Source organism: Mesorhizobium sp. M1329 (assembly GCF_040318035.1).
Classification (GTDB): Bacteria; Pseudomonadota; Alphaproteobacteria; order Rhizobiales; family Rhizobiaceae; genus Mesorhizobium.
In genome coordinates, this window is sequence record NZ_JAMYLN010000011.1 from 149,240 (window position 1) to 173,776 (window position 24,537).

Here is a 24,537-nt window from a genome sequence, read left to right on the forward strand (position 1 = left end):
CTCTCATTGTCGCTGTTCATCGCGCCAGCCAGCCGCCGTCCACCGGCACCACCGCGCCATGCATATAGTTCGACGCCGGCGCCAGCAGGAAGACGGCTGCGTCGCCGATGTCCTCCGCCGCGCCCCAGCGCCCGGCCGGAATGCGCGCCAGGATCGACGCGCTGCGGTCGGGATCGGCGCGCAGCGCCTCGGTGTTGTTGGTCTCGATATAGCCGGGCGCAATGCCGTTGACGTTGATGCCCTTTGCCGCCCATTCGCACGCCAGCAGCCGTGTAATGCCGAGTACGCCATGTTTGGAGGCGGTGTAGGAGGCGACGCGGATGCCGCCCTGAAAACTCAGCACCGAAGCGATGTTGACGATCTTGCCGCGCCGCGCCGGATCGGCGAGCACGCGCCTGGCAAAGCGCTGGCTGAGGAAGAATACCGTCTTCAGATTGACACCGATGACGTCGTCCCAGTCGGCTTCGGTCAGTTCGACCGCATCGGCACGCCGGATAATGCCGGCATTGTTGACCAGGCCGTCGAGCGGCCCGGTGTCGTCCCAGACGCGGTCAAGCATCGCCTGGGCGGCTGCATCATCGCCAAGATCGCAGCGGACAGCCTCGAAGCGGCCGCCGGCTGCTGCAATCTTCTCCGCGGTCTCGTCCATCGCCGAGCGGCCGACGCCGACGACCGCGCCGCCGGCACGCGCGACCGACACGGCGATGCCCTGGCCGATGCCGGTATTGGCGCCGGTGACGAGAATGCGCTTACCGGCAAGGCTGAAGGCCGAGAGGTCGCTCACTTGAGCTCTTCCATCGTTACCAGGTCGACATCGGTATAGTCGGCATTGTCGCCGGCCATCGCCCAGATGAAGGCGTAGTTCGAGGTGCCGGCGCCCGAATGGATCGACCATCCCGGCGACAGCACCGCCTCCTCGTTACGCATGACGAGATGGCGCGTTTCGTCCGGCTCGCCCATGAAGTGAAACACCCGGGCTGCCTCCGGCAGGTCGAAATAGAGATAGGCCTCCATGCGCCGGTCATGCACATGGCATGGCATGGTGTTCCAGACCGAACCGGAGGCAAGCTGCGTCATGCCGACGACAAGCTGACAGGTCTTTACGCCATCGGCATGGATGAACTGGAAGATCGAGCGCTCGTTGGAGGTTGCCTGGCTGCCTAGATCGAGCCGCTTGGCATCGCCGATGCGGATCAGCCGGTTGGGATGGCTCTGATGCGCCGGCGCGCTGAGCAGGTAGAATTTTGCCGGCTCAGCCGGGTTGGTCGCAGCGAACGATACCTCATTCGTGCCCATGCCGAGATAAAGCATGTCGCGCGCCTGCAACTCGAAGGATTGACCGCCGGCTTTCACGATGCCCGCGCCGGCGACGTTGACAATGATCATCTCACGGCGGTCGAGAAAATTCTTGGTCCCGGTCGGCTTGATTGCCTGCAGCGTCAGGGGTGTACCGGCGGGCATGGCGCCGCCGACGATCATACGGTCGTAATGGGTGTACGTCAGGCTGATGCGGCCGGGCTGAAACAAGTCCTCGATCAGGAAATTGTGTCGCAGCTCGTCCGTTCCCATGGCTGCGGCAGAAACAGGATCGATGGCGAAGCGGGAGGTGAAATCGGTATGATTGTCGGTGTGATTCATTGCTGTCCCATGGGGCTGCCTCAATTGCTTATTCGGTTGCCGCGGCCTTGACCGAGTCGGCATAAAAAACCTGGCGCGCGTGCAGGCGCTCGCGATAGCGCTGCTGGCTGGCACCGAGATGCGCGCGCATCGCCTCCCGGGCCCCCTCGGCATCGCCTGCCGAGATGGCATTGAGGATCACCAGATGCTCTCGTTGCAGGCCGCGCTGATAGGCGTCCGATTGGGCGATCTCGGTCGACCAGGGCGAGGTCACGTCGCAAGGAATGGCGCGGCGGCCGAGCACGTCGAGCATCTCGACATAGAACGGATTGTTGGTGGCGCTGGCGATAGCGCGGTGGAAGGCAAGGTCGGCCGGTCCCGTCGGCTCGCTGTTGAGGAGCAGCCGTTCGAATTCGAAAAAAGCTTCCTGGATCGCCGCTTCCTGCGCGGCGTTGCGGCGGATGGCAGCGAGCCCGGCGGATTCGATCTCGATCGCCAACCTGACTTCGAGCACGTTGAGGGCGATCGAGTCCTTGCTGCCCATCTCCGCTGCCAGCGCACCGAACGCAGTCGAGATATGCTCGGTGACGAAGACGCCGGCGCCTTGGCGCGGCTCGACCAGGCCGTCTGCGGCAAGCTTGGCCAGCGCCTCGCGTATCACGGTGCGGCTGACCCCGAAGGTTTCAGTCAACTGACCCTCGGTCGGCAGCTTTTGCCCGGGCTGGATCTCACCCGCCTGCAGCTGTTTGCGGATCGCCGCGACGACGGTTTCCGAAAGCTTCGGTCTTCGTTCGACGCGGAGATCGACTGCGGTATCCGAGGCCATGTCGCACCCCCTATTTGAAGACACTCGGCAGCCATAGCGAAATGGCCGGAATGTAAGTGACGAGCGCAAGCACCACGAGGCCTGCCGCATAGAACGGCCAGATCGAGCGCATCGATTCCCAGACGGATATCTTGCCCACGGCACACGCCACGAACTGCACTGCGCCCACCGGCGGCGTGTTCAGTCCGATGCCGAAATTGAGGATCATGATGACGCCGAAATGCACCGGATCGACGCCGTAGGCCTGCGCCACGGGCAGGAAGATCGGCGTGCAAATGATGATCGTCGGCCCCATGTCCATGAACGTGCCGAGGAACAGCATCAAGAGGTTGAGCAGGAGAAGCACGACCAGCGGATCGTCCGAGATCGCGTTCATGGAGGCTATCAACGCTGCCGGCACTTTCAGGAAGGCCATCAGCCACGAGAACGCCGCCGCCATGCCGATGATGAGCAGCACCATGGCCGTGGTGCGCACGGCGCCATGGGTGGCATGAACGAACCCTTCCCAGGTCATCTGCCGGTAAACGAAGACGGTCACGAGCAGCGCATAGATGACGGCGATACAGGAACTCTCGGTGGCGGTGAAGACGCCCGATCGCACGCCGCCGAAGATGATCGCGATCAGCAGCAGGCCGGGCACCGCAACGGCGAAAAGATGCGCGACGGCGGTGAAGCCCGGAAACGCCTCGGTCGGATAGCCGCGCGAGCGCGCCACGATATAGGCGGTGACCATCAGCGACAGGGCCAGTAGCAGGCCCGGGATGATACCGGCCGTGAACAGATCGGCGATGGAGATCTTTCCGCCTGCCGAGATCGAGTAGATGATCATGTTGTGCGACGGCGGCAGCAGCAGCGCAATCAGCGCCGCCATCGACGTGACGTTGACGGCGTAGTCCGCCCCATATCCACGCGCTTTCATCTGCGGGATCATCAGGCCGCCTACCGCCGCTGCCTCCGCAACCGCCGAGCCGGAAATGCCGCCGAAGAGTGTGGCGGTGGCGATGTTGACCTGGCCGAGGCCGCCGCGCAAATGGCCGACGAGCGAGCCGGCGAAGGCAACGATCTTGCTGGCGATGCCGCCGCGCACCATCAAGTCGCCGGCGTAGATGAAAAACGGAATGGCCAGCAGCGAAAAGACGCTCATGCCGGAATTCAGGCGCTGGAACACGATGAGCGGCGGCAGGCCCATATAAAGGACGGTGGCAAGGCTTGCGACGCCCAGGCAAAAAGCGATCGGCGTGCCGATGAGCATCAGCAGAGTGAAGACGCCGAAGAGAATCCACAGTTCCATGGCGTCAGACCTTCACCTTGGCGGTATCGAGTTCGGCCGCGACTTCAGCCGGCGGCAGTTCATCGAGGGCATCGTCGATCGGTGCGCCGGAGAGACGAAGCACGATGCGCTCCAGCGTGAAAAGCACGATGAGCGCGCCTCCCGCGACAAGCGGGACATAGTCCCAGCCTCCCGATATGCCGAGTGACGGCAAGACGGAGCCCCAGGTCAATGCGACCAGCTGGCTGCCATACCAGATCATGCCGATGCCGAAGGCGAGCGCGACAATATCCGAAATCATCCGCAGCCAGCGCTTGCCGCCTTTCGGCAGCACGTAGAGCAGGACGTCGAAGCCAAGATGATAGTTCTCGCGCACACCGACGGCAGCGCCGAGGAAAATGAACCAGCTCATCAGCATCACCGAGCCGGGCTCGGTCCAGCTCGGCGAGCGGTTCAGGACGTAGCGGCCGAACACCTGCCAGGCGACGAACGCGGTCATCAGCACCAGCCCGATGCCGGCGATCGACAGCGCCGCCGTGCTGACGCGCGACATCACTTGCGCGACGCCCGACAGGAGCGGTGTTGGTTTTGGGCTGGAAGTCACCGGTTTTCTCCCCAGGAGGATGGCGGCGCGGAATGTCCGCGCCGCCGCTTGATCACTGCACGGCCTTGATGGCTTCGACCATGGCCTTCAGCTTGTCGTCCTTGACATGCTTCTCATAGACCGGCCCCATCGCGTCGATGAAGGGCTGCTTGTCCGGCGTCGTGATCTGCGAACCGGCCGCCTCGACCTTGGCGCGCGATTCCTTGACCTTGGCAGTCCACAGCTCGCGCTGCTTGGCGACGCTTTCCTTGGCGGCCGCCTTGAAGATCGCCTGGTCTTCCGGCGTCAGCTTGTCCCAGCTCGACTTCGCCATGACGAAGGCTTCCGGCACCATCGTGTGCTCGTCGAGCGAATAGTACTTGGCGACTTCCGCATGCTTGGCAGTGTCGTAGCTCGGAAAATTGTTTTCCGCGCCGTCGATGACCCCGGTCTCGATCGCCGAATATACTTCGCCATACGGCATCGGCGTCGCGTTGGCGCCGAGTGCCGCCACCATGTCGACGAAGATGTCGGACTGGATGACGCGGAACTTCATCCCGGCCATATCGGCGACGGTGTTGATCGGCTTCTTCGAATTGTAGAAGGAGCGCGAGCCGCCGTCGTAAAAGGCAAGCAGCACCAGCCCGACCTGGTCGAACGCCGCCGCGATCTGGTCGCCGATCGCCCCGTCCATGACCTTGTGCATGTGCTCTTCCGAACGGAAGATGTAGGGCAGCGAGGGCACGGTGGTCTCCGGGATGAGCCCGTTGAACGGCGCCATCGAGACGCGGTTGAGATCGATCACGCCGGTGCGCACCTGCTCGATCGTGTCCTTTTCCTCGCCGAGTTGCGCGGAAGGATAGATCTCGACCACGTAGCGGCCGGCCGTGCGCTCTTTCACGAGCTCGCCGAAATATTTGACCGCCTCGACCGTCGGATAACCGTCCGGGTGCGTGTCGGAGGAGCGCAGGACCGTCTGGGCGCTTGCCGTTCCGGCCAGCAGTGCGGCGGCAAGTAGCGTAGCTCCCGCCAATCTCGAAAAATGCAGCATTGGTTTCCTCCCGTTTTGAACGATGGCGGCAAGCGCCGTTAGAGCCGGTACGCCTTTTTCGCGAGCGTATAGGCAAGTTCCTGCGCCAGCTCGTGCGCCTCGTCTTCGCCGAGCCGATGCTCGGCGACGAGACGCGCCAGATATGCGCAATCGACCCGGCGCGCCACATCATGGCGGGCCGGTATGGATGGAAAGGCGCGGGTGTCGTCGTTGAAACCGACGGTGTTGTAGAAACCGGCCGTTTCGGTGGTCATCTCACGGAACCGGCGCATGCCTTCGGGGCTGTCGTGGAACCACCAGGCCGGCCCGAGCTTCAATGCCGGGTAGACGCCGGCGAGCGGCGCCAGCTCGCGCGCATAGCTCGTCTCGTCGAGGGTGAAGAGGATGATGGTGAGGTCGCGCTCCAGCCCGACACAGTCGAGCAACGGCTTCAGCGCCGTCACATAATCGGTGCGGGTCGGGATATCGAAGCCTTTGTCCCTGCCGAACTTGTGAAAAATAGCCGGCGAATGATTGCGCCAGGAGCCGGGATGGATCTGCAGCACCAGCCCGTCGTCGCGGCTCATCTTGGCCATCTCGGTCAGCATCTGGGCGCGAAACAGTTTTCGCTCCCGCTCGTCGTCCGAGCCCCGGCGGATGCGGTTGAACAACTCCTGCGCGGCGGCATCCGAGAGATTGGCGGTTTCGGCCGTTGGATGGCCGTGATCGGAGGAAGTCGCACCGAAACTTTTGAAGAAGGCCCGCCGCTGGCGATGTGCATCGAGATAGCCGGCCCAGTTGCCGGTATCGCACCCGGTGATCTCGCCAAGCCGGTCGAGATTGGCCGAGAACCCTTCGAAATCGGGATCGACGACCGCGTCCGGCCGATAGGCGGTGACGACGCGGCCCTCCCAGCCGCTGTCGCGGATCATCTGGTGCCATCTGAGATCGTCGAGCGCGCCTTCGGTCGTCGCGATGACCTCAATGTTGAAGCGCTCGAACAGCGCTCGGGGGCGAAAATTCTCCCACTGCAGCAGCATCGCGATCGTGTCGTAATGGCGGTCGGCCGTCTTGGCATTCAGCGGCTCGTCGATGCCGAACAGGTGGGCAAGAACATGGTCGAACCACAGCCGGGTCGGCGTGCCGCGGAACAGGTAGTAATGCTCGGCGAAGCGCCGCCAGATCGTCCTGCCGTCGGTCTCCACCGGCGAGCCGTCAAGAGTCGGCACGCCAAGCTCCTCAAGGCGAACGCCCTGGCTGAACAGCATACGGAAAATGTAGTGGTCCGGCACGATCAGCAATTGCGCCGGATCCGGAAACGCCTCGTTGAGCGCATACCAGCGCGGGTCGGTGTGGCCGTGCGGGCTGACGATCGGCAGGTCCTTGACCGCAGCATAGAGATCGCGGGCCAGCGAAAGCGGGCGCGCCTCGGCGGGAAACAGCAAATCCGGATCCGTCAATGCGGCCACGTAATCCTCCCAATCTGGACATCGGTAGGGTTGGAAAGAAATAATGTCAACATACAAAAACTGGGTTGTTGTATGATGACTTTTCGTCGGTCATCGCCCATTGTGCGTGACGGCATCGGGTGTTACGCCGCCTGCCACCAGTGTCCCAACAATCTCGATCAGACACGTGGCGCAATGACCAATAGACGCCTTTCCAACAGCACCCTGAAGGCACTGCCGGCTTCGGTCGCGGTTCCGCGCTACGACCGCGGCGGCATCGCACCGGGCATCGTCCATCTCGGCGTCGGCGCGTTCCACCGCGCCCACCAGGCGGCCTCTGTCGACGACTGCATGGCGTCGGGAGAGACGGACTGGGGCATTGTCGGCGTGTCCTTGCGCAGTCCAGACACGCGCGACGCACTGGCGCCGCAGGATGGCCTCTACACGCTGGCGATCAGAAGCAGCATCGGCGAAGAGCTGCGCGTCATCGGTTCGATCCTGTCGCTGCTGGTCGCGCCGGAAGATCCGGTTGCGGTGCTCGCCGCTCTGACCGATCAGCGCACCCGCATCGTCACGCTGACGATCACCGAAAAGGCCTATCTGAGAGCAGCCGGCGGCGGACTGGACAATACCCACCCCGACATCGTCCATGATCTGGCTAACCCGCAAATGCCACGGACGGCGCATGGTTTCCTCACCGAAGCGCTGTCGCGCCGCCGTGCCGCCGGCATCCAGCCTTTCACCGTGCTCTGCTGCGACAACCTTCCGGCGAATGGCGCCACGCTGCACCGCCTGCTCGTCGAATTCGCCGCACTGCGCGATTCCAGGCTCGCCACTTCAGGCGATGCCAGGCTCGCCGCACACATCGCTGACGGCGTCGCGTTTCCGTCGAGCATGGTCGACCGTATCGTGCCGGCGACCACCGACGCCGACCGGGCGCGTATCGCCGTCGAGCTCGGCGTCGAGGATGCCTGGCCGGTGATGACCGAGCCGTTCTGCCAATGGGTGGTCGAGGACGATTTCCCGGCGGGCAGGCCGGCCTGGGAAAAGTTCGGCGTCACCATGGTCGGCGACGTCGGGCCGTTCGAGGACATGAAGCTGCGGTTGCTCAACGGCTCGCATTCGGCAATTGCCTATCTCGGCCTGCTCAGCGGCTACGACACGGTCGACCGCGCCTTTGCCGATCCGGCGATCCGGCAATTCGTCGACGGACTATGGGCCGAGGCCATCCCGACGCTGCCGCAGGACGCCGGACTCGATACGGCCGGCTACACGGCCCAGCTCGCCGAACGCTATTCGAACACCGCGCTCGCCCATCGCACGGCGCAGATCGCCAATGACGGCAGCCAGAAGCTGCCGCAGCGCATCGTCGCCTCTGCCCTCGATCGGCTGGGTGCCGGTGACCCGCCCGCGCATCTCATGCTGGTGGTGGCCGCCTGGATCGCCGCTTGCGAGGCGCGCGGCAAAACCTTGCCGGAAGCCCATTTTACCGACCCGATCGACACTCGGCTTACGCTCGGCAGCCGGCCGGCTGTCGAAACGGTGACAGCAATGTTCGATCTCGCCGGCTTCGCCAAGGACCATTCCCACCGCATGACACTGATCGATCTGACGGCAGCCCATCTTGAGCGCCTGCGGCGGGGCGGACCTGCCGCTGCCTTCGCGGCGCTTGGCATAGGGAGTGAGAAGCCATGAGACAAACCTGGCGCTGGTTCGGGCCAGACGATCCGGTGACGCTTGCCCATGTCCGTCAAGCCGGCGCCGTCGGCATCGTCAGCGCGCTGCACCATCTCAATGACGGCCGCGCCTGGCCGGCGGACGAGATCGCCAGGCGCAAGGCCGAGATCGAGGCAGCAGGCCTGACCTGGGATGTGGTCGAGAGCATCGTCGTCCACGAGGACATCAAGACCCGCAACGGCAACTGGCGCAGCCTGATCGACAATTACAAGGCCTCGATCCGCGCCGTCGCCGCCGCCGGGATCAATACCGTCTGCTATAATTTCATGGCGATCACCGACTGGACGCGCACCGACCTCGATTATCCCATGCCGCATGGCGGCACGGCGCTGCGCTTCGATGTCGTTGAGCTCTGCGCCTATGACGTCTTCATCCTCGAGCGAGAAGGGGCGGAGGCCGATCACCCACCGGCCCGTATCGAGGCCGCGCGTGCGCGGCTGCAAGGGATGAGCGACAGCGACAAGGCAAGGCTGGAGCGCAACCTGATCGGCTGGGTGCCGGCGCGCGAATTCATCTTCGATCGGGCAAGCTTCCGCCGCGCCCTCGACCTCTACAAGGACGTCTCCACCGAAGGCCTGCGCGAAAACCTGTTTGCCTTCCTGCGCGAGATCGTGCCGGTGGCCGAAGAGGCCGGCGTCAGGATGGCGATCCACCCCGACGATCCACCTTTTTCGCTGTTCGGCCTGCCGCGCATCGTTTCCAACGCCAATGATGCCCGCGCGCTGCTCGACGCCGTCGCTTCGCCGGCTAACGGGCTGACACTGTGCACCGGCTCCTACGGCGCGGGCGCGCAGAACGACCTGCCGGCAATGGCCAGGGCCTTCGCCGAAAACATCCATTTCGCCCATCTGCGCAATGTCACCAAGGAGTCCGACGGCTCCTTCCACGAAGCCGAGCACCTCGACGGCGACACCGACATGGTGGCGGTCGTGTCGGCGCTGATTGGCGAAGAGCGGCGGCGCAAGGCGGCAGGCCGCGCGGACTGGCAGATCCCGATGCGCCCCGATCATGGCCATGCCATCGTCGACGACATCGGCAAGAAGGTGAACCCCGGCTATTCCTGCATCGGCCGGCTGAAGGGCCTCGCCGAACTGCGCGGCGTCATGCGCGCAGTGGAGGCACTGACGACCTGAGGCTACTTGCTGGCCTGGCCGTTCAGCGTCTGTCGCGATGAATAATCGGTGCCCTTGGAATTCCAGAACAACCGCACAGCCTTGCCGACCAGATTTTCGTAGGGAACAAAGCCGACAGTGAATCGGCTGTCGGAGGCATTGTCGCGGTTGTCGCCAAGGACGAAATAATGGCCTTCGGGCACCTCAAACACGCGCGTATTGTCACCAATCGAGTTGTCGGTGAGGTCGAGGACGGAATGGGTGACGCCCCCCGGCAGAGTTTCGCGTTGAAGTTTGGCTTTCGAGAACTCTTCAGACGAAAAAGTGCCGATATCGTCGAGTCCCACCGCGACATCGTTGATGTGAAGCACCCCATCGATGATCTGGATCCTTTCGCCCGGAAAGCCGACGATCCGCTGGATGTAGTCCACGCTCGGATCGGGCGGGAACTTGAAGACAACCACATCTCCCCGTTTGGGCTCCGCGCCGAACAGCCGCCCGTCAAATGAAAGAACGTTGAAGGGCACGCTGTAGCGACTGTAACCGTACGCGGATTTGGAAACGAAGAGATAGTCGCCCTCCTGCAACGTCGGCACCATGCTGCCGGAGGGAATCGAAAACGGCTGGAATAGGAACGCGCGTATTGCAAATGCGGCCGGATACGTGGTCAGAAAGACGAGCACCAGCACCCAGAGCCCGTGCGCATACCATCTGTCCGGCTTGAATCGGCGCGCGAACGGCACGACAAGCGCTGCCCACAGGATCATCAAGCCGATACTTGAAAGATCGGCCGGCCAGGCAAGATCGACGCCAGGCAATACCGGAAATCCGATATAGACAAGCGCGAAAACGAGGGCGCCGATCACTAGCATGCTGGCAACCGCCAGTCTGCCGCTGCCGATCCAGAGGAACCCGCCGAACGGTCCGCCAAAGGCTGACACCAGGGCCGTCGACCACAGGGATCGCGAGGCAGTTTCTCGTTGCGCTGTTTCTTCCGTCACGGCCACCCCTCAATGCCCAGGCAGCCAGACTGTCCACCAAACAAAAAAGCGGGGCAACCCGCTTTTTCAGTCGATCATTTGAGCGAACCTCAAGCCGGCAGGATGGCACCTTCTAGCGTGGTGAGTTGGCTAAGGAACTGCTCGGCCTTGCTGCGGGTCTGGTCGTCCTTGGCGTCGGCGGCGTCTTCCCTCGCTTCCTGGATGCGGCGGGCAAGGTCGGCGCGGTCGATGTCGCCGACGGCCACAGCCGATTCCGCCAGCAGCGTGCAGCCGGCCGGAACGATGTCGGCAAAGCCGCCCAACACCACATAGCGCTCTTCCTTGCCTTGCGCGGTCCTCAGTGTGACGACGCCCGGCTTGATTGTGGTCATGACCGGCGCGTGATGCGCCATGACGGTCATCTCGCCTTCGGCGCCCGGGATGACGACGGATTCGACCTGCTCGGAAACCAAGAGGCGCTCCGGCGAGACCAGTTCGAATTTGAAAGCTTCAGGCATGATCAGTTTAGCGACTGGTGAATGGTGAATGGTGAATGGTCAAAAAGAATGACCTTCACTCAGCCCCGATTTCCTATCCGCTACTCCCCATTCACAATTCGCTATTGACCATTCACCATCAGGCCGCTTCAGCGGCCAGGCGCTGCGCCTTCTCGACCGCTTCCTCGATGCCGCCGACCATGTAGAAGGCGGCCTCCGGCAGATGGTCGTAGTCGCCGTTGCAAAGGCCCTTGAAGCCCTTGATGGTATCGGCGAGGTCGACCAGCTTGCCCGGCGCGCCGGTGAACACTTCGGCGACGAAGAAGGGCTGCGACAGGAAGCGCTCGATCTTGCGGGCGCGGGCAACCGTCTGCTTATCCTCTTCCGACAGCTCGTCCATGCCCAGGATGGCGATGATATCCTGCAGCGACTTGTAGCGCTGAAGGATCGACTGCACCTGGCGGGCGACCTGGTAGTGCTCTTCGCCGACGACCATCGGGTCGAGCATGCGCGAAGTCGAATCGAGCGGATCGACGGCCGGATAGATGCCCTTCTCCGAAATCGCGCGGTTGAGCACGGTCGTCGCGTCGAGGTGGGCGAACGAGGTCGCCGGTGCCGGGTCGGTCAGATCGTCGGCCGGCACGTAGATCGCCTGCACCGAGGTGATCGAGCCCTTGGTCGTCGTGGTGATACGCTCCTGCAGCGCGCCCATGTCGGTGGCCAGCGTCGGCTGGTAGCCGACGGCCGAAGGAATGCGGCCGAGCAGCGCCGACACTTCCGAACCCGCCTGCGTGAAGCGGAAGATGTTGTCGACGAAGAACAACACGTCCTGGCCCTGGTCGCGGAAATATTCGGCAACCGTCAAGCCGGTCAGGCCGACGCGGGCGCGCGCGCCCGGCGGTTCGTTCATCTGGCCATAGACGAGCGCGGCCTTGGAGCCTTCGCCGCCGCCCTTCTTGTTGACGCCGGACTCGATGAACTCGTGATAGAGGTCGTTGCCTTCGCGGGTGCGCTCGCCGACGCCGGCGAACACCGAGAAGCCGCCATGCGCCTTGGCGACGTTGTTGATCAGTTCCTGGATCAGCACCGTCTTGCCGACGCCGGCGCCGCCGAACAGGCCGATCTTGCCGCCGCGGGCATAGGGTGCCAGCAGGTCGAGCACCTTGATGCCGGTGACCAGGATCTGCGCTTCCGTCGACTGCTCGACATAGGTCGGTGCCGGTTGATGGATCGAGCGCATCTCGATGCCGTCGACCGGGCCTGCCTCGTCGACCGGCTCACCGATGACGTTGATGATGCGGCCGAGCATGCCCGGGCCGACCGGCACGGTAATCGGTGCACCGGTGTCATAGACGTCCTGGCCGCGGACCAGACCTTCGGTCGAGTCCATAGCGATGCAGCGCACGGTGTTTTCGCCCAGATGCTGGGCCACCTCTAGCACCAGGCGATTGCCGACGTTGATCGTCTCGAGCGCGTTCAGGATCGCCGGCAGATGTTCGCCGAACTGGACGTCGACAACGGCGCCGATGACCTGGCGAACCTTGCCTGCCAGGCCGGTTTTCTTGATGGTGGCGGCCGGCGTATTCACAGCGGCGGCCCTGGTTGGTGCCGCCTTCTTGGCCGGAGCGGCCTTTGCAGCTGCCGGAGCCTTTGCTGGTGCCGCGGCCTTAGGGGCTGCCGTCTTCGGGGTCGCTGCTTTCGCCATCGTCTTTACCCTTTTCGTCTCTTTGTTTCTCACACGCCTGAGGTCGATGACCTCCTTGTGAGCGTGCCTAGAGCGCCTCGGCGCCCGAAATGATTTCGATCAATTCCTTGGTGATCTGCGCCTGCCGCTGGCGGTTGTAGGTGATCGACAATTTGTTGATCATGTCGCCGGCGTTGCGCGTCGCATTGTCCATGGCGCTCATCTTGGCGCCCATCTCGCCGGCAGCATTCTCGAGCAGCGCGCGAAAAACCTGCACGGAAATGTTGCGCGGGATGAGATCGGAGAGGATTTCGCCCGGCTCCGGCTCGTATTCGTAGACGGCGCTGCCGCCATCCTTCACTTCCGCGGCAGCCGAAGCGACGCCCGCCGGGATAATTTGCTGCGCTGTCGGGATCTGGCTGATCACCGACTTGAACTGCGAATAGAACAGCGTGCAGATGTCGAAGCCGCCTTCGTTGAACAGGTGGATCACCTTCTTGGCGATGGCATCGGCATTGACGAAGCCCAGCGTCTTGACCTCGCGCAGGTCGACACGCTCGATGATCAGCGCCCCGTAGTCGCGGCGCAATATGTCGAATCCCTTCTTGCCGACGCAGATGATCTTGACCTGCTTGCCGTCGGCCAGAAGCTTGCGGATGTGGTCGCGGGCAAAGCGGGCGATCTGCGAATTGAAACCGCCGCACAGACCGCGTTCGGCCGTGCAGACGACAAGCAGATGTACGTCGTCCTTGCCGGTGCCGGTCATCAGCGCCGGGGCATCCCCGCCGCCACCGATCGCCTGGGTGATGTTGGCCAGCACCGCGCCCATGCGCTCCGAATAGGGACGTGCCGCTTCCGCCGCTTCCTGCGCACGACGCAGCTTCGCCGCGGCGACCATCTGCATCGCCTTGGTGATCTTCTGCGTCGCCTTGACCGAGGCGATACGGTTACGAAGGTCTTTTAACGAAGGCATGCTTCAAACCTGATCCCGTCCGTCCTGCTCAAGCAAAGGTCTTGGCGAAGGCGTCGATTTCTGCCTTCAGCCTGGCGCGCAGATCGTCGGACAGCGCCTTCTCCTTGCGGATGCCGTCGAGCACGTCCTTGCCGGCCGAGCGCATATGCGACAACAGACCATGCTCGAACTTGCCGACCTGGTTGATCGCCAGCTTGTCGAGATAGCCGTTGACGCCGGCGAAGATCACCGCGACCTGCTCCTCGACCTTAAGCGGCGAGAATTGCGGCTGCTTCAAAAGCTCGGTCAGGCGCGAGCCGCGGTTGAGCAGGCGTTGCGTGGCGGCGTCGAGATCGGAGCCGAACTGCGCGAAAGCAGCCATTTCGCGGTACTGCGCGAGCTCGCCCTTGATCGACCCGGCAACCTGCTTCATCGCCTTGATCTGCGCCGAGGAGCCGACGCGCGACACCGACAGGCCGACATTGACCGCCGGACGGACGCCCTGGAAGAACAGATTGGTCTCAAGGAAGATCTGGCCGTCGGTGATCGAGATGACGTTGGTCGGGATGTAGGCCGAAACGTCGTTGGCCTGCGTCTCGATGATCGGCAGCGCCGTCAGAGACCCGCCGCCGTTTTCGTCATTGAGCTTGGCGGCGCGCTCGAGCAGGCGCGAGTGGAGGTAGAAAACGTCGCCGGGATAGGCTTCGCGGCCCGGCGGGCGGCGCAGCAGCAGCGACATCTGGCGGTAAGCGACGGCCTGCTTCGATAGATCGTCGTAGCTGATCAGCGCGTGCATGCCGTTGTCGCGGAAATATTCGCCCATGGTGCAGGCGGTGAACGGCGCCAGGAACTGCATTGGCGCCGGATCGGAGGCGGTCGCGGCGATGATGATCGAATAGTCGAGCGCGCCGCGCTCTTCCAGGACCTTGACGAACTGCGCCACGGTCGAGCGCTTCTGGCCGACGGCGACATAGACGCAGTACAGCTTTTCCTTCTCAGGGCCGTTGTCGTGCACCGATTTCTGGTTGAGCATGGTGTCGAGGATGATCGCGGTCTTGCCGGTCTGGCGGTCGCCGATGACCAGCTCGCGCTGGCCGCGGCCGACCGGGATCAGCGCGTCGATGGCCTTGAGGCCGGTCGACATCGGCTCGTTCACCGATTTGCGCGGAATGATACCAGGCGCCTTGACGTCGACGCGCTTGCGTTCGGTGGCCTGGATCGGGCCTTTGCCGTCGATCGGGTTGCCGAGCGCGTCGACGACGCGGCCGAGCAAGCCCATGCCGACGGGCGCGTCGACGATGGCGCCGGTGCGCTTGACGGTGTCGCCTTCCTTGATGTCGCGGTCGGCGCCGAAGATGACGACGCCGACATTGTCGGCTTCCAGGTTGAGCGCCATGCCGCGGATGCCGCCGGGGAACTCGACCATCTCGCCGGCCTGGACATTGTCGAGGCCGTAGACGCGGGCGATACCGTCACCGACGGACAGCACCTGGCCGACTTCGGAGACCTCGGCCTCCTTGCCGAAATTCTTGATCTGGTCTTTCAGAATTGCGGAAATTTCCGCGGCGCGGATGTCCATCAGCCGACCTCTTTCAGTGCAAGCTTGAGCGAATTGAGTTTGGTTTTGAGCGACGTATCGATCTGGCGCGAGCCGATCTTGACCACCAGTCCGCCGAGCAGCGACGGATCGACGGTGACCGTGATCGCCACATCCTTGCCGGCGACGCTTTTCAGCGCTGCTTTCAGCTCGGTTTCCTGGGCAGGCGTCAGCGCATGCGCCGAGGTGACCTCGGCAGCGGTCTCGCCGCGGTGTTCGGCTGCGATCTGGCGGAAGGCCTTGATCATGCCGGGCACGGCGAACAGCCGGCGATTCTGGGCAACGACGCGCAGGAAATTGCCGGTGAGGCCGGTAATCCCTGCTTTGTCGGCGATCGCGGCGATCGCCTTGGCCTGGTCCTCGCTGGAGAAGACAGGGCTCCTGATCAGCCGCGAAAGGTCAGCGCTACCTTCGAGCATGGCGTCGAAACTATTGAGGTCGGCCTCGACGCTGGCGACCGAATTGGCCTGCAGCGCGAGCTCGAACAGCGAACCCGCATAGCGTTCTGCGACACCTGAGATTGGCGATGACGATTGGGCCACGGACCGTCTTTTCTCTTGTCTGACAGGCCGCAGATTGTTGGCGCGAGCAAAAACTCTGGCTAAATCTTTGACCTTACTGCATTTTTCCAAGCACGGAGGCGCGGCTTCCGCTATCCCCGGTCGAAAGTCGATTGCCGTCTAGCACAGGCATTTTCAGACCGCAATGCGTCGTCCGGCATGGTTTTCAGGCACTATTGTCGCATCCGCTGGCCGAGTTCAGCAACCAACCCCGGATTGATCCCTGATTCAGGGCAAAAAGCCAAAGGCGAAGGCAAGCGGCAGCGCCGCCAGCACCAGCTCGACGACGATCGATGCCCAGTTGAACGGCGTGTTGGCGCCGTCCGACATCATCGAGAGCAGCCGGCCGAAGGCGGTGAACAGCCAGGAGAAGCCGAGCGCCATGTAGAGCAGCGGCTGCGCCAGGAGGATGCAGCACAGGCTGACGCCGAGATAGAACCCCGACATCCGGCCGCGCCCCTCGGCGATCGCCGCCGCCTTCTCGGGCTTGACCTGCAGCCTGAGAATCCGGAAGGCCAGCCCTGGCGCGAGGAACAGCAGCAGGCCGAACAGCAGGGTCACCACGGCGCTCGACCATGCCAGCCACTCGCCCTGGCTCATCGGCCACGGAAACGCAAATTCCATCTTGTCCCCTCGTAAATGGATATTCAAAATTTCGGGCATTCTAGCGAAGCAAGAGACATACGCCAGATGGGCCGTCGGCAATTTGCAGGGCGCGTCAGCCCAACGCGGGCGCGACCGTTTTCTCGACCGGGCTAACAGGACGTTACACAACGGGCTGTTTTTTTCTGCACAATTCCTATATTGTGACTACATGAGACCACAAGGGGTTCCGCGCATGAAGACGATGCAACTACGAGAGGCAAAGGCCAGCCTTTCCGCGCTCGTGGAGGCTGCTGAGAACGGTGAGCCCACGGTTATCACCAAGCACGGCAAGCCCGCAGTCATGGTGGTGCCGATCGGTGAGGGACGGAAACTTTATCCGCAGAACAGCCAAAAAGACTTCGTGGATTTCCTGCTTCAGTATCCAGGCGGCATCGAGCTTGAGCGAAACGAATCGCCGTCGCGGGAAGTGGAGTTTTGACCGGTTATCTGCTTGATACGTCTTTTCTCTCGGCATTTGCACCTGGTCGGCCTCTGCTTCCGTCACACGTGCAGACCTGGGTTGCCGAACAAGGAGAACGCGGCTCTTGGCAGCTCTCGTCGATCGTCATCTTGGAGATGGAACGAGGAATCGCGAAACTGAAGCGGGCGGGCGGGCATATGAAGGCAGAGCGCATCAATGAGTGGTTCGAAAGGTTGCTTCTAGAGTTCAACCAGCGCATCCTTCCCATCGATTTAGCAATCGCACGAGAAGCCGGAAAACTGGAAGACGCCACTATCGCCAGAGGCGCCAATCCGGGTCTGGCGGACGTCCTGATCGCAGCTACTGCCCGTTTACACGGCCTGTCAGTTTTGACGGCCAACACCCGGCATTTTGCGATTCTCGACGTGCCTTACCTGAACCCATTCGCCGAACGCGTCACGAAAGGGTAATTCGACACCTTACAAAAAGCTCTGCGGGTCGATGTCGACCTGGACTCGCACCGAGCCCCTTATCTTCGGCCCCTCGGCCAGCATGGTGCGAATGAACCCTTGCATGTCGGCGCGCCGTTCGCCCTGGATCAGCAGGCGAAAGCGATGGCGGCCGCCGATCAATGACAGCGGCGCCTCGGCCGGGCCGAGCACGAACAGATCGGTGGCTTGCGGCGCGGCGCGACGCAGGCCACGGGCGTGCCCTTCGGCTTCGGCCCGTGTCGCCGCGCTGACGATGACGCCGGCGAGCCTGCCGAAGGGCGGCAGCCCCGCCCGCTCACGCTCGGCGATCTCGCGCTCGTAGAAGGCCTCGGCATCGCCGGAGACGATCGCGCGCATCACCGGGTGGTCTGGCTGGAAGGTCTGCAGCAGGCCGAGGCTCTTCTTGCCGGTGCGGCCGGCGCGGCCGGTCACCTGGCTGAGCAGTTGGAAGGTGCGCTCGGCGGCCCGCGGGTCGCCATTGGCAAGGCCGAGATCGGCATCGACCACACCGACCAGCGTCATGTTAGGGAAATTATGGCCCTTGGCGACGAGTTGCGTGCCGATGACGATGTCGGCCTCGCCATTGGCGATGGCTTCAAGCTCGAGCCGCAGCCGCCGCACGCCGCCCATCAGGTCCGACGACAGCACGATGGTGCGGGCATCGGGGAAATGCGCGACGACCTCCTCGGCGATGCGCTCGACACCCGGCCCGCAGGCGACGAGATGATCGAGCGTGCCGCATTCCGGACAGGCCTCTGGCCGGCGTTCATTGTGCCCGCAATGATGGCAGACGAGTTGGCCGCGAAAGCGATGCTCGACCAGCCAGGCCGAGCAGACCGGACAGCCAAAGCGGTGGCCGCAGACCCGGCAGAGCGTCAGCGGCGCATAGCCGCGCCTGTTGAGGAACAGCAGCGACTGTTCCTTTCTTTCCAGCGTCTGCCCCATATGGCCGAGCAGCACCGGCGACAGGAAGCCGCCGCGTGCCGGCGGCGCGCGGCGCATGTCGACCGTCTTGAGATCGGGAAGTGCCGCCTCGGCAAAGCGCGCCGAAAGCACCGCCCTGCTGTAGCGGCCCTGGCTGGCATTGACCCGGCTTTCGACCGACGGTGTGGCCGAAGCGAGCACGACCGGAAAACCGCCGATATGGCCGCGCACCACGGCCATGTCGCGGGCATTGTAAAAGACGCGATCCTCCTGCTTGTAGGCGGGATCGTGCTCTTCGTCGACGACGATCAATCCAAGCTCCCTGAACGGCAGGAACAGCGCCGAGCGTGCGCCTGCGACGACCCGCACGCCGCCTTCCGCTACTTGCCGCCAGACCTTTTCGCGCATCCTTGGCGGCAGGTCCGAGTGCCACTCCGCCGGCTTGGCGCCGAACCGCTCCTGGAAGCGTTCGAGGAAGGCGTGGGTCAGCGCAATTTCCGGCAGCAGGATCAGCACCTGCTTGCCACGATCGAGCGCGGCCGCGACCGCCTCGAAATAGACCTCCGTCTTGCCGGATCCGGTTACACCGTCGAGCAGGGTGACGCCGAATGTACCGGTCGTGACATTGGCGCGCAGCGTCTCGGCGGCATCGCTCTGGTCGGGCATCAGTGTCGGCACGGCGTAGCCGGGATCGGGTGCTGCGACCACCGGCCGCGGCGGGATCATCACCGTCTCGAATACGCCCTGCGCCCGGAGTCCGTCCACCACCGTCGACGACACGCCTGCCGCATGCGCCAGGCCCGATCGCGTCCAGGCCAGTCCGCCTTCGGCCGTCTCCAGCACGCGCGTCCTCGCCTCCGTCATCCGGTCGGGCTTGGCGAAGGTGCGCTGTAGTCCTTCGATCCACGGCTCCGGATCGAACGCCTCCGGCGCCCTGAGCAGCATGCGCGCCACCATGCCGGGCGGCGACAGCGTGTACTGCGCTACCCAATCGACAAAACGCCGCATCGCGCGGTCGATCGGCGGGCAGTCGAAAACCTGCTCGATCGGCCGCAATTTCTTCGCGTCGACCTTTTCGACGGCGCCGTCCCAGACGATGCCGGCGACCTGGCGGGGCCCAAGCGGAACGCGCACGATCGAGCCCGGCACCACGTGCATGCCAGCCGGCACGGCATAGGTGTAGGGGCGCTCGGCGGGCATCGGCACCAGCACCGGTGCGGCCGCGACAAAGGGCGAATCTTCGATCATGAGGCGTGACCTTGCCCCGACTTTGGTCTAGATCAAAGTCCGACCCCGAATGTGCATGACGTGCACATGAAAAATCTTCAGGAGACCGCCATGAAATTTTTTGTCGACACCGCCGATGTCAAGGAAATCCGCGAGCTGAACGATTTGGGGCTGCTCGACGGCGTAACCACCAATCCGTCGCTGATCCTGAAATCCGGCGGCAAGATCGCCGACGTCACAAGAGAGATCTGCGAGATCGTCAAGGGCCCAGTCTCGGCCGAAGTCGTCGCCACCGAATACAAGGACATGATGGCGGAGGCCAAGATCCTGGCCAGGATCGCCGACAATGTCTGCATCAAGGTGCCGCTGACGCTCGACGGCCTGAGAGCCTGCAAGGACATCCGGTCGGACGGCCGCATGGTCAACGTCACGCTTTGCTTCTCGGCCACCCAGGCGCTGCTTGCCGCCAAGGCCGGCGCCTCGTTCATCTCGCCCTTCGTCGGCCGCATCGACGACAGCGGCTGGGACGGCATGGAGCTGATTGCCGATATCCGCACCATCTACGACAATTATGACTTCCAGACCGAAATCCTGACCGCTTCTGTGCGCACCGTGAACCATGTCAAGCAGGCGGCACTGATCGGCGCCGACGTCATCACCGCGCCGCCGGCGACACTCAAGGCACTGGTCAAGCACCCGCTGACCGACAAGGGCCTGGAGCTGTTCCTCGCCGACTGGGCAAAGACCGGGCAGAAGATCGGCTGAAGCGACTATCCTGCGAACAAAAAAGGCCGAGCAATCGGCCTTTTTTGCAGATTGCGCACTCTGGAAAGACCTAGCTTGCCGCCGGCTTGCCGTGCTTGATCAGATCCTGGGCGATCGACAGCCGCAGCACATCTGCCAGCTCGCGCGCCGCACGGTTCTCGGCGTCGATCTGCGCCCGGTATGACGCGAATTCCTGGCGCGGCCTGTCGTATGACGACGGAATCGAGCGCTTGCCCCTCGCTATGACCGTGCCCGTCTTGGCATCGCTGAGCACATAGTTAGCGGTCAGCGTCACAGTGCCGGCGGTCGGCTCGTCCTCGTCGGTCGTGACCTGCTCGATTGCCGCCGATTCGACGAGTTCGGAGACGCCGAGATCAAGCGAATAGACCGGCGAAGCCGGCTCGCCGGCGCCCTGGCCGAGCGCGAAGATCAAATTGTTGCGGACCTGCTGGGCGTAGCGGGTCTTGACCGGCTTGACCGAGATCGATGCCAGCTCGGCAGCAGCGCCGACCTGCGAGCCGGCGACCAGCGGCGCGCTCGAATAGAGCGGCCGCACCGTGCAGGCGGAAACCAGCGCCACCGACGCGAGCAGCCCGCAAAGCACGACACGGCGCAGCGTCAGCTCTGTCTTTCGCGGCTCAGGCAACGACATTGACGATCCTCTGTGGCACGATGATCACCTTGCGCGGCGCCTTACCTTCGAGCGCTCTCTGCACGAAGTCGAGAGCCAGAACCGCTTTTTCGACCGCACCTTGGTCCGCGTCGCGGGCAATTGTCAAATCGCCGCGCTTCTTGCCGTTGACCTGCACCGGAAGCACGATCTCGGCGTCGACGACAAGCGAGGGATCGTAGTTCGGCCAGGGCCGTTCGGCGACAAGATCGGTGCCGCCGAGCGTCTGCCAGCACTCTTCGGCCAGATGCGGCATGACCGGCGCGATCAGGTGCACCAGGATCTCAACGGCCTCGCGGCACGCCGCTTGCAGCGCCGGACCGGCCTTGCCCTCTGCCGCCTCGTTGAGCGGCACGGTCAAGGCATTGGCGAGCTCGTAGATGCGGGCGATGGCGCGGTTGAAGGCGAGCTTTTCGATATCCTCACCGACCGACTTCAGTATCTTGTGCGCGGCCTTGGATACTGTCCCGGCCTCGCCGTCCTTCGCCGCAGCTGGCCGGACTCCGGCGAGCGATTCGGCAGCCGTCGACACCAGCCGCCAGATGCGCTGGATGAAGCGATGCGCGCCGGCCGCACCCTCGTCGGTCCATTCGACATCGCGCTCGGGCGGCGAGTCCGACAGCATGAACCAGCGCGCCGTATCGGCGCCGTAGCCGTCGGTGATCTCTTCCGGACTCACCGTATTCTTCTTCGACTTCGACATTTTTTCGAGCGGACCGATCCCCGCCTCTTCGCCAGTGGCGATTTCGAAGGCGCGGCGCTTGCCGTCGGCGTCTTCCAGCCTGACCTCGCTTGGCGCAAGCCAGCGGCCGTTCGAGGCGCCGCCAACCCGATAGGTCTCGTGCACCACCATGCCTTGCGTGAACAGGCCCCTGAACGGCTCGGCGAGATCGACATGGCCGGTCTCGCGCATGGCGCGGGTGAAAAAGCGCGAATAGAGCAAATGCAGGATCGCATGCTCAATGCCGCCAATATACTGGTCGACCGGCAGCCATTCAGTCGCGGCCTTGGGATCGGTCGGATCGTTTGCCCAGGGCGCGGTGAAGCGCGCGAAATACCACGAAGAATCGACAAATGTGTCCATCGTGTCGGTTTCGCGCCGCGCATCCTTGCCGCAGCGCGGGCATTTGACGTGCCGCCATGTCGGATGGCGGTCGAGCGGATTGCCCGGCCGGTCGAACTCGATATCGTCCGGCAGCTTGACCGGCAGGTCGGCTTTCGGCACCGGCACCACGCCGCAATCCTCGCAATGGATCATCGGGATCGGGCAGCCCCAATAGCGCTGGCGCGAAATGCCCCAGTCGCGCAGGCGGAAGTTCACCTTGCGCTCGGCCATCGGCCGGTTGCCGATGGTCCTTTGTTCCAGCAGCTTCGCCACCTCGTCGAATGCCTGATCCGGCTTCATGCCGTCGAGGAAGCGCGAATTGATCATCGCGCCATCATCGACATAAGCCTCGTCGATGACCTGGAAGCTTCCTTGATTCTCGCCTTCCGGCATCACCACCGGAATGACCGGAAGGCCGTATCTGTTGGCGAAGTCGAGGTCGCGCTGGTCATGTGCCGGACAGCCGAAGATGGCGCCTGTGCCATAGTCCATCAGCACGAAATTGGCGACGTAGACAGGCAGCGTCCACCTCTCGTCGAACGGATGGACGACGCGAATGCCGGTATCGAAACCCTTCTTCTCGGCCGTCTCCAAGGCCGCCGCCGAAGTGCCCATATGGCGGACCTCGTCGATGAACTTTGCCAGCGCCGGATTGTCTTCGGCGGCCTTTTTGGCCAGCGGATGATCGGCCGCAATCGCCATGAAGGAGGCGCCGAAGATGGTGTCGGGCCTGGTCGTGTAGACTTCAAGTTCATGCTCGCCGGCGACTGGCTCGGCCAGCGGCCAGCGGATCAGCAGCCCTTCTGAACGGCCGATCCAGTTCGCCTGCATCAGCTTCACTTTTTCCGGCCAGTCGTCGAGTTGATCGAGCGAATCCAGCAGGTCCTGCGCGTAGTCGGTGATCTTGAAGAACCACTGCGTCAGCTCGCGCTGTTCCACCAGCGCGCCCGAGCGCCAGCCGCGTCCGTCGATGACCTGCTCGTTGGCAAGCACCGTCATGTCCTCCGGATCCCAGTTGACCTTGGAGGATTTGCGCGTCACCAGCCCCTTCTCGACGAAATCGAGGAACAGCATCTGCTGGCGGTGATAGTAGTCGACATCGCAGGTGGCGAACTCGCGCGCCCAATCGAGCGACAGGCCCATGACCTTGAGCTGCTCGCGCATGGCGGCAATGTTCTGATAGGTCCAGTCCTTGGGATGAACCTTGTTCTGCATCGCCGCGTTTTCGGCTGGCATGCCAAAGGCATCCCAGCCCATCGGGTGCAGCACGTTGAACCCCTTGGCCCGCTTGTAGCGTGCCACCACGTCGCCCATCGTATAGTTGCGGGTATGGCCTATATGGATGCGCCCCGACGGATAGGGGAACATCTCCAGCACGTAGTATTTCGGGCGCGGGTCGTCATTGTCGGCTTCGAACAGCTTCTTGGCGTCCCAGGCCTTCTGCCATTTGGGCTCTGACGCGCGCGGATTGTATCGTTCGGTTGCCATCGGGTGTTTTTCACTTAAAAGCATGCACGAGCCGCCGGACAATGCCCGGGCGGCTCAGGAAATGTCGTCGCGGTGTTCACCATGGATTGCCGGACCCGTCAACTGCGGCGATCCGGCGAAAAGCCAAACACAGGCAGGATATAGGCATGGCGAGCGCCGTCGAACAGCTTTTCACGGTCAAGGCAAGGATCGCTGCCGCCGAACGCGAGGCAGGACGCGAGGCCGGAGCGGTGACGCTGGTCGCGGTCTCGAAGACCTTCGATACAACCGATATCCGCCCCGTCATCGAGGTCGGCCAGCGCGTCTTCGGCGAAAACCGCGTCCAGGAAGCACAAGCCAAATGGCCGGTGCTGAAGGAGGCGTTTCCCGACATCGAGCTGCATCTGATCGGTCCGCTGCAATCGAACAAGGCAAGGGAGGCGGTGGCGCTGTTCGACGTCATCGAAACCGTCGATCGCGAAAAGATTGCCGCAGAGCTGGCCAAGGAGATCGCCAGGCAAGGCCGGTCACCAAGGTTGTATGTCCAGGTCAACACGGGCTCCGAGCCGCAAAAGGCCGGCATCGAGCCGCGCGAGGCTGTCGCCTTCGTCGCCCGCTGCCGCGATGTCCATGGCCTCGCCGTCGAGGGGCTGATGTGCATTCCGCCGGCCGACGAGAACCCCGGGCCGCATTTCGCGCTGCTGGAAAAGCTTGGGCTTGAGGCCGGCGTCGACAAGCTCTCCATGGGCATGTCCAGCGACTACGAAACCGCGATCGCCTTCGGCGCGACCAGTGTCAGGGTTGGATCGGCGATTTTCGGCGCCAGATGAGGCGCAGCCGGCCTTAGGCCACAGACTGACATTGACTAAGCCAACTTATAGAAACGGAACGTTTCGTTCCTATATGGGTCGAGTTATTCTCAACCCGTC

At 63.4% G+C, this 24,537-nt stretch carries 23 protein-coding genes; 6 read left to right on the plus strand and 17 right to left on the minus strand.

What is annotated here, in order from left to right; all coding sequences use genetic code 11:
- Positions 1-16: 16 nt before the first annotated feature.
- The 7 genes from kduD to uxaC all read right to left on the minus strand — a co-directional run bounded on the left by kduD (position 17) and on the right by uxaC (position 6,795).
- Positions 17-784: a 2-dehydro-3-deoxy-D-gluconate 5-dehydrogenase KduD gene (gene kduD, locus NKH21_RS14000; RefSeq protein WP_352669442.1), complete on the minus strand. Its 768-nt coding sequence runs from the start codon at positions 782-784 to the stop codon at positions 17-19.
- Positions 781-1,638 (minus strand): 5-dehydro-4-deoxy-D-glucuronate isomerase, encoded by an 858-nt coding sequence (gene kduI / locus NKH21_RS14005; RefSeq protein WP_352669444.1) that lies wholly within the window; start codon positions 1,636-1,638, stop codon positions 781-783. The genes kduD and kduI overlap by 4 nt, the downstream gene beginning before the upstream one ends.
- Before the next feature lie 28 nt (positions 1,639-1,666).
- Positions 1,667-2,443 carry a FadR/GntR family transcriptional regulator gene (locus tag NKH21_RS14010; protein WP_352669446.1) on the minus strand — a complete coding sequence of 259 codons (777 nt, stop codon included), beginning with the start codon at positions 2,441-2,443 and terminating at the stop codon, positions 1,667-1,669.
- Positions 2,444-2,453: 10 nt separating this feature from the next.
- On the minus strand, positions 2,454-3,734 hold the full coding sequence (locus tag NKH21_RS14015) for a TRAP transporter large permease (protein WP_292656436.1): 1,281 nt from the start codon (positions 3,732-3,734) through the stop codon (positions 2,454-2,456).
- A 4-nt stretch (positions 3,735-3,738) separates the two neighbouring features.
- On the minus strand, positions 3,739-4,266 hold the full coding sequence (locus NKH21_RS14020) for a TRAP transporter small permease (RefSeq protein ID WP_352669521.1): 528 nt from the start codon (positions 4,264-4,266) through the stop codon (positions 3,739-3,741).
- Positions 4,267-4,369: 103 nt separating this feature from the next.
- Positions 4,370-5,347 (minus strand): TRAP transporter substrate-binding protein, encoded by a 978-nt coding sequence (locus NKH21_RS14025; RefSeq protein WP_352489188.1) that lies wholly within the window; start codon positions 5,345-5,347, stop codon positions 4,370-4,372.
- 38 nt (positions 5,348-5,385) lie between these two features.
- Positions 5,386-6,795 carry a glucuronate isomerase gene (uxaC, locus tag NKH21_RS14030; protein WP_352669448.1) on the minus strand — a complete coding sequence of 470 codons (1,410 nt, stop codon included), beginning with the start codon at positions 6,793-6,795 and terminating at the stop codon, positions 5,386-5,388.
- 174 nt (positions 6,796-6,969) lie between these two features.
- On the opposite strand from uxaC, the gene NKH21_RS14035 reads away from it, so the two are divergent.
- Together NKH21_RS14035 and uxuA are read left to right on the plus strand one after the other, a co-directional pair.
- On the plus strand, positions 6,970-8,469 hold the full coding sequence (locus NKH21_RS14035) for a mannitol dehydrogenase family protein (protein ID WP_352669451.1): 1,500 nt from the start codon (positions 6,970-6,972) through the stop codon (positions 8,467-8,469).
- Positions 8,466-9,644, plus strand: coding sequence for a mannonate dehydratase (gene uxuA / locus NKH21_RS14040; protein WP_352669454.1), 1,179 nt, complete (start codon positions 8,466-8,468; stop codon positions 9,642-9,644). Before NKH21_RS14035 ends, uxuA begins: the two co-directional genes overlap by 4 nt.
- A gap of 2 nt (positions 9,645-9,646) precedes the next feature.
- Here uxuA and lepB read toward each other — a convergent pair whose 3' ends face one another.
- From lepB to NKH21_RS14075, 7 genes are all read right to left on the minus strand, one after another.
- The gene (gene lepB / locus NKH21_RS14045) at positions 9,647-10,390 is read right to left on the minus strand and encodes a signal peptidase I (RefSeq protein WP_352669523.1); all 744 of its coding nucleotides are present in this window, start codon (positions 10,388-10,390) and stop codon (positions 9,647-9,649) included.
- 323 nt (positions 10,391-10,713) lie between these two features.
- Positions 10,714-11,121, minus strand: coding sequence for a F0F1 ATP synthase subunit epsilon (locus tag NKH21_RS14050; protein ID WP_352865592.1), 408 nt, complete (start codon positions 11,119-11,121; stop codon positions 10,714-10,716).
- 118 nt (positions 11,122-11,239) lie between these two features.
- On the minus strand, positions 11,240-12,805 hold the full coding sequence (gene atpD, locus NKH21_RS14055; RefSeq protein WP_352669459.1) for a F0F1 ATP synthase subunit beta: 1,566 nt from the start codon (positions 12,803-12,805) through the stop codon (positions 11,240-11,242).
- Positions 12,806-12,872: 67 nt separating this feature from the next.
- Complete coding sequence (locus NKH21_RS14060) at positions 12,873-13,757, minus strand: F0F1 ATP synthase subunit gamma (RefSeq protein ID WP_352669462.1); 885 nt, start codon at positions 13,755-13,757, stop codon at positions 12,873-12,875.
- 28 nt (positions 13,758-13,785) lie between these two features.
- Positions 13,786-15,315, minus strand: coding sequence for a F0F1 ATP synthase subunit alpha (gene atpA / locus NKH21_RS14065; protein WP_352489181.1), 1,530 nt, complete (start codon positions 15,313-15,315; stop codon positions 13,786-13,788).
- A complete protein-coding gene (locus NKH21_RS14070) occupies positions 15,315-15,875 on the minus strand; it encodes a F0F1 ATP synthase subunit delta (RefSeq protein ID WP_352669465.1) in 561 nt (186 codons plus the stop codon). Before NKH21_RS14070 ends, atpA begins: the two co-directional genes overlap by 1 nt.
- A gap of 246 nt (positions 15,876-16,121) precedes the next feature.
- Complete coding sequence (locus NKH21_RS14075) at positions 16,122-16,517, minus strand: AGROH133_08824 family phage infection protein (RefSeq protein ID WP_352500793.1); 396 nt, start codon at positions 16,515-16,517, stop codon at positions 16,122-16,124.
- 214 nt (positions 16,518-16,731) lie between these two features.
- Between NKH21_RS14075 and NKH21_RS14080 the strand changes: the two genes are divergently transcribed.
- Both NKH21_RS14080 and NKH21_RS14085 read left to right on the plus strand, forming a co-directional pair.
- Entirely contained in the window at positions 16,732-16,977 is a 246-nt protein-coding gene (locus NKH21_RS14080) for a type II toxin-antitoxin system Phd/YefM family antitoxin (protein ID WP_254018681.1), read from the plus strand.
- Positions 16,974-17,429 (plus strand): type II toxin-antitoxin system VapC family toxin, encoded by a 456-nt coding sequence (locus NKH21_RS14085; protein WP_352669468.1) that lies wholly within the window; start codon positions 16,974-16,976, stop codon positions 17,427-17,429. Before NKH21_RS14080 ends, NKH21_RS14085 begins: the two co-directional genes overlap by 4 nt.
- Positions 17,430-17,438: 9 nt before the next feature.
- On the opposite strand, the gene NKH21_RS14090 is transcribed toward NKH21_RS14085, so the two are convergent.
- On the minus strand, positions 17,439-19,622 hold the full coding sequence (locus NKH21_RS14090) for a primosomal protein N' (protein ID WP_352865598.1): 2,184 nt from the start codon (positions 19,620-19,622) through the stop codon (positions 17,439-17,441).
- A gap of 90 nt (positions 19,623-19,712) precedes the next feature.
- Between NKH21_RS14090 and fsa the strand changes: the two genes are divergently transcribed.
- Positions 19,713-20,366 carry a fructose-6-phosphate aldolase gene (gene fsa / locus NKH21_RS14095; RefSeq protein WP_023678103.1) on the plus strand — a complete coding sequence of 218 codons (654 nt, stop codon included), beginning with the start codon at positions 19,713-19,715 and terminating at the stop codon, positions 20,364-20,366.
- A 70-nt stretch (positions 20,367-20,436) separates the two neighbouring features.
- Here fsa and NKH21_RS14100 read toward each other — a convergent pair whose 3' ends face one another.
- Positions 20,437-21,018 carry an LPS assembly lipoprotein LptE gene (locus NKH21_RS14100; protein ID WP_352489176.1) on the minus strand — a complete coding sequence of 194 codons (582 nt, stop codon included), beginning with the start codon at positions 21,016-21,018 and terminating at the stop codon, positions 20,437-20,439.
- Positions 21,005-23,629 carry a leucine--tRNA ligase gene (gene leuS / locus NKH21_RS14105; protein WP_352669476.1) on the minus strand — a complete coding sequence of 875 codons (2,625 nt, stop codon included), beginning with the start codon at positions 23,627-23,629 and terminating at the stop codon, positions 21,005-21,007. Before leuS ends, NKH21_RS14100 begins: the two co-directional genes overlap by 14 nt.
- Before the next feature lie 146 nt (positions 23,630-23,775).
- Here leuS and NKH21_RS14110 point away from each other — a divergent pair, with 146 nt between their 5' ends.
- Entirely contained in the window at positions 23,776-24,438 is a 663-nt protein-coding gene (locus tag NKH21_RS14110; RefSeq protein ID WP_352669478.1) for a YggS family pyridoxal phosphate-dependent enzyme, read from the plus strand.
- Positions 24,439-24,537: the final 99 nt, after the last annotated feature.

What these genes read in the sequence shown, in the direction of transcription:
- kduI (WP_352669444.1), bottom strand. Translation starts at nt 1,638, where the DNA reads ATGAATCACACCGACAATCATACCGATTTCACCTCCCGCTTCGCCATC.
- NKH21_RS14010 (WP_352669446.1), bottom strand. Translation starts at nt 2,443, where the DNA reads ATGGCCTCGGATACCGCAGTCGATCTCCGCGTCGAACGAAGACCGAAG.
- NKH21_RS14015 (WP_292656436.1), bottom strand. Translation starts at nt 3,734, where the DNA reads ATGGAACTGTGGATTCTCTTCGGCGTCTTCACTCTGCTGATGCTCATC.
- NKH21_RS14020 (WP_352669521.1), bottom strand. Translation starts at nt 4,266, where the DNA reads ATGTCGCGCGTCAGCACGGCGGCGCTGTCGATCGCCGGCATCGGGCTG.
- NKH21_RS14025 (WP_352489188.1), bottom strand. Translation starts at nt 5,347, where the DNA reads ATGCTGCATTTTTCGAGATTGGCGGGAGCTACGCTACTTGCCGCCGCA.
- NKH21_RS14035 (WP_352669451.1), top strand. Translation starts at nt 6,970, where the DNA reads ATGACCAATAGACGCCTTTCCAACAGCACCCTGAAGGCACTGCCGGCT.
- uxuA (WP_352669454.1), top strand. Translation starts at nt 8,466, where the DNA reads ATGAGACAAACCTGGCGCTGGTTCGGGCCAGACGATCCGGTGACGCTT.
- lepB (WP_352669523.1), bottom strand. Translation starts at nt 10,390, where the DNA reads ATGATCCTGTGGGCAGCGCTTGTCGTGCCGTTCGCGCGCCGATTCAAG.
- NKH21_RS14050 (WP_352865592.1), bottom strand. Translation starts at nt 11,121, where the DNA reads ATGCCTGAAGCTTTCAAATTCGAACTGGTCTCGCCGGAGCGCCTCTTG.
- atpD (WP_352669459.1), bottom strand. Translation starts at nt 12,805, where the DNA reads ATGGCGAAAGCAGCGACCCCGAAGACGGCAGCCCCTAAGGCCGCGGCA.
- NKH21_RS14060 (WP_352669462.1), bottom strand. Translation starts at nt 13,757, where the DNA reads ATGCCTTCGTTAAAAGACCTTCGTAACCGTATCGCCTCGGTCAAGGCG.
- atpA (WP_352489181.1), bottom strand. Translation starts at nt 15,315, where the DNA reads ATGGACATCCGCGCCGCGGAAATTTCCGCAATTCTGAAAGACCAGATC.
- NKH21_RS14075 (WP_352500793.1), bottom strand. Translation starts at nt 16,517, where the DNA reads ATGGAATTTGCGTTTCCGTGGCCGATGAGCCAGGGCGAGTGGCTGGCA.
- NKH21_RS14080 (WP_254018681.1), top strand. Translation starts at nt 16,732, where the DNA reads ATGAAGACGATGCAACTACGAGAGGCAAAGGCCAGCCTTTCCGCGCTC.
- NKH21_RS14090 (WP_352865598.1), bottom strand. Translation starts at nt 19,622, where the DNA reads ATGATCGAAGATTCGCCCTTTGTCGCGGCCGCACCGGTGCTGGTGCCG.
- fsa (WP_023678103.1), top strand. Translation starts at nt 19,713, where the DNA reads ATGAAATTTTTTGTCGACACCGCCGATGTCAAGGAAATCCGCGAGCTG.
- NKH21_RS14100 (WP_352489176.1), bottom strand. Translation starts at nt 21,018, where the DNA reads ATGTCGTTGCCTGAGCCGCGAAAGACAGAGCTGACGCTGCGCCGTGTC.
- leuS (WP_352669476.1), bottom strand. Translation starts at nt 23,629, where the DNA reads ATGGCAACCGAACGATACAATCCGCGCGCGTCAGAGCCCAAATGGCAG.
- NKH21_RS14110 (WP_352669478.1), top strand. Translation starts at nt 23,776, where the DNA reads ATGGCGAGCGCCGTCGAACAGCTTTTCACGGTCAAGGCAAGGATCGCT.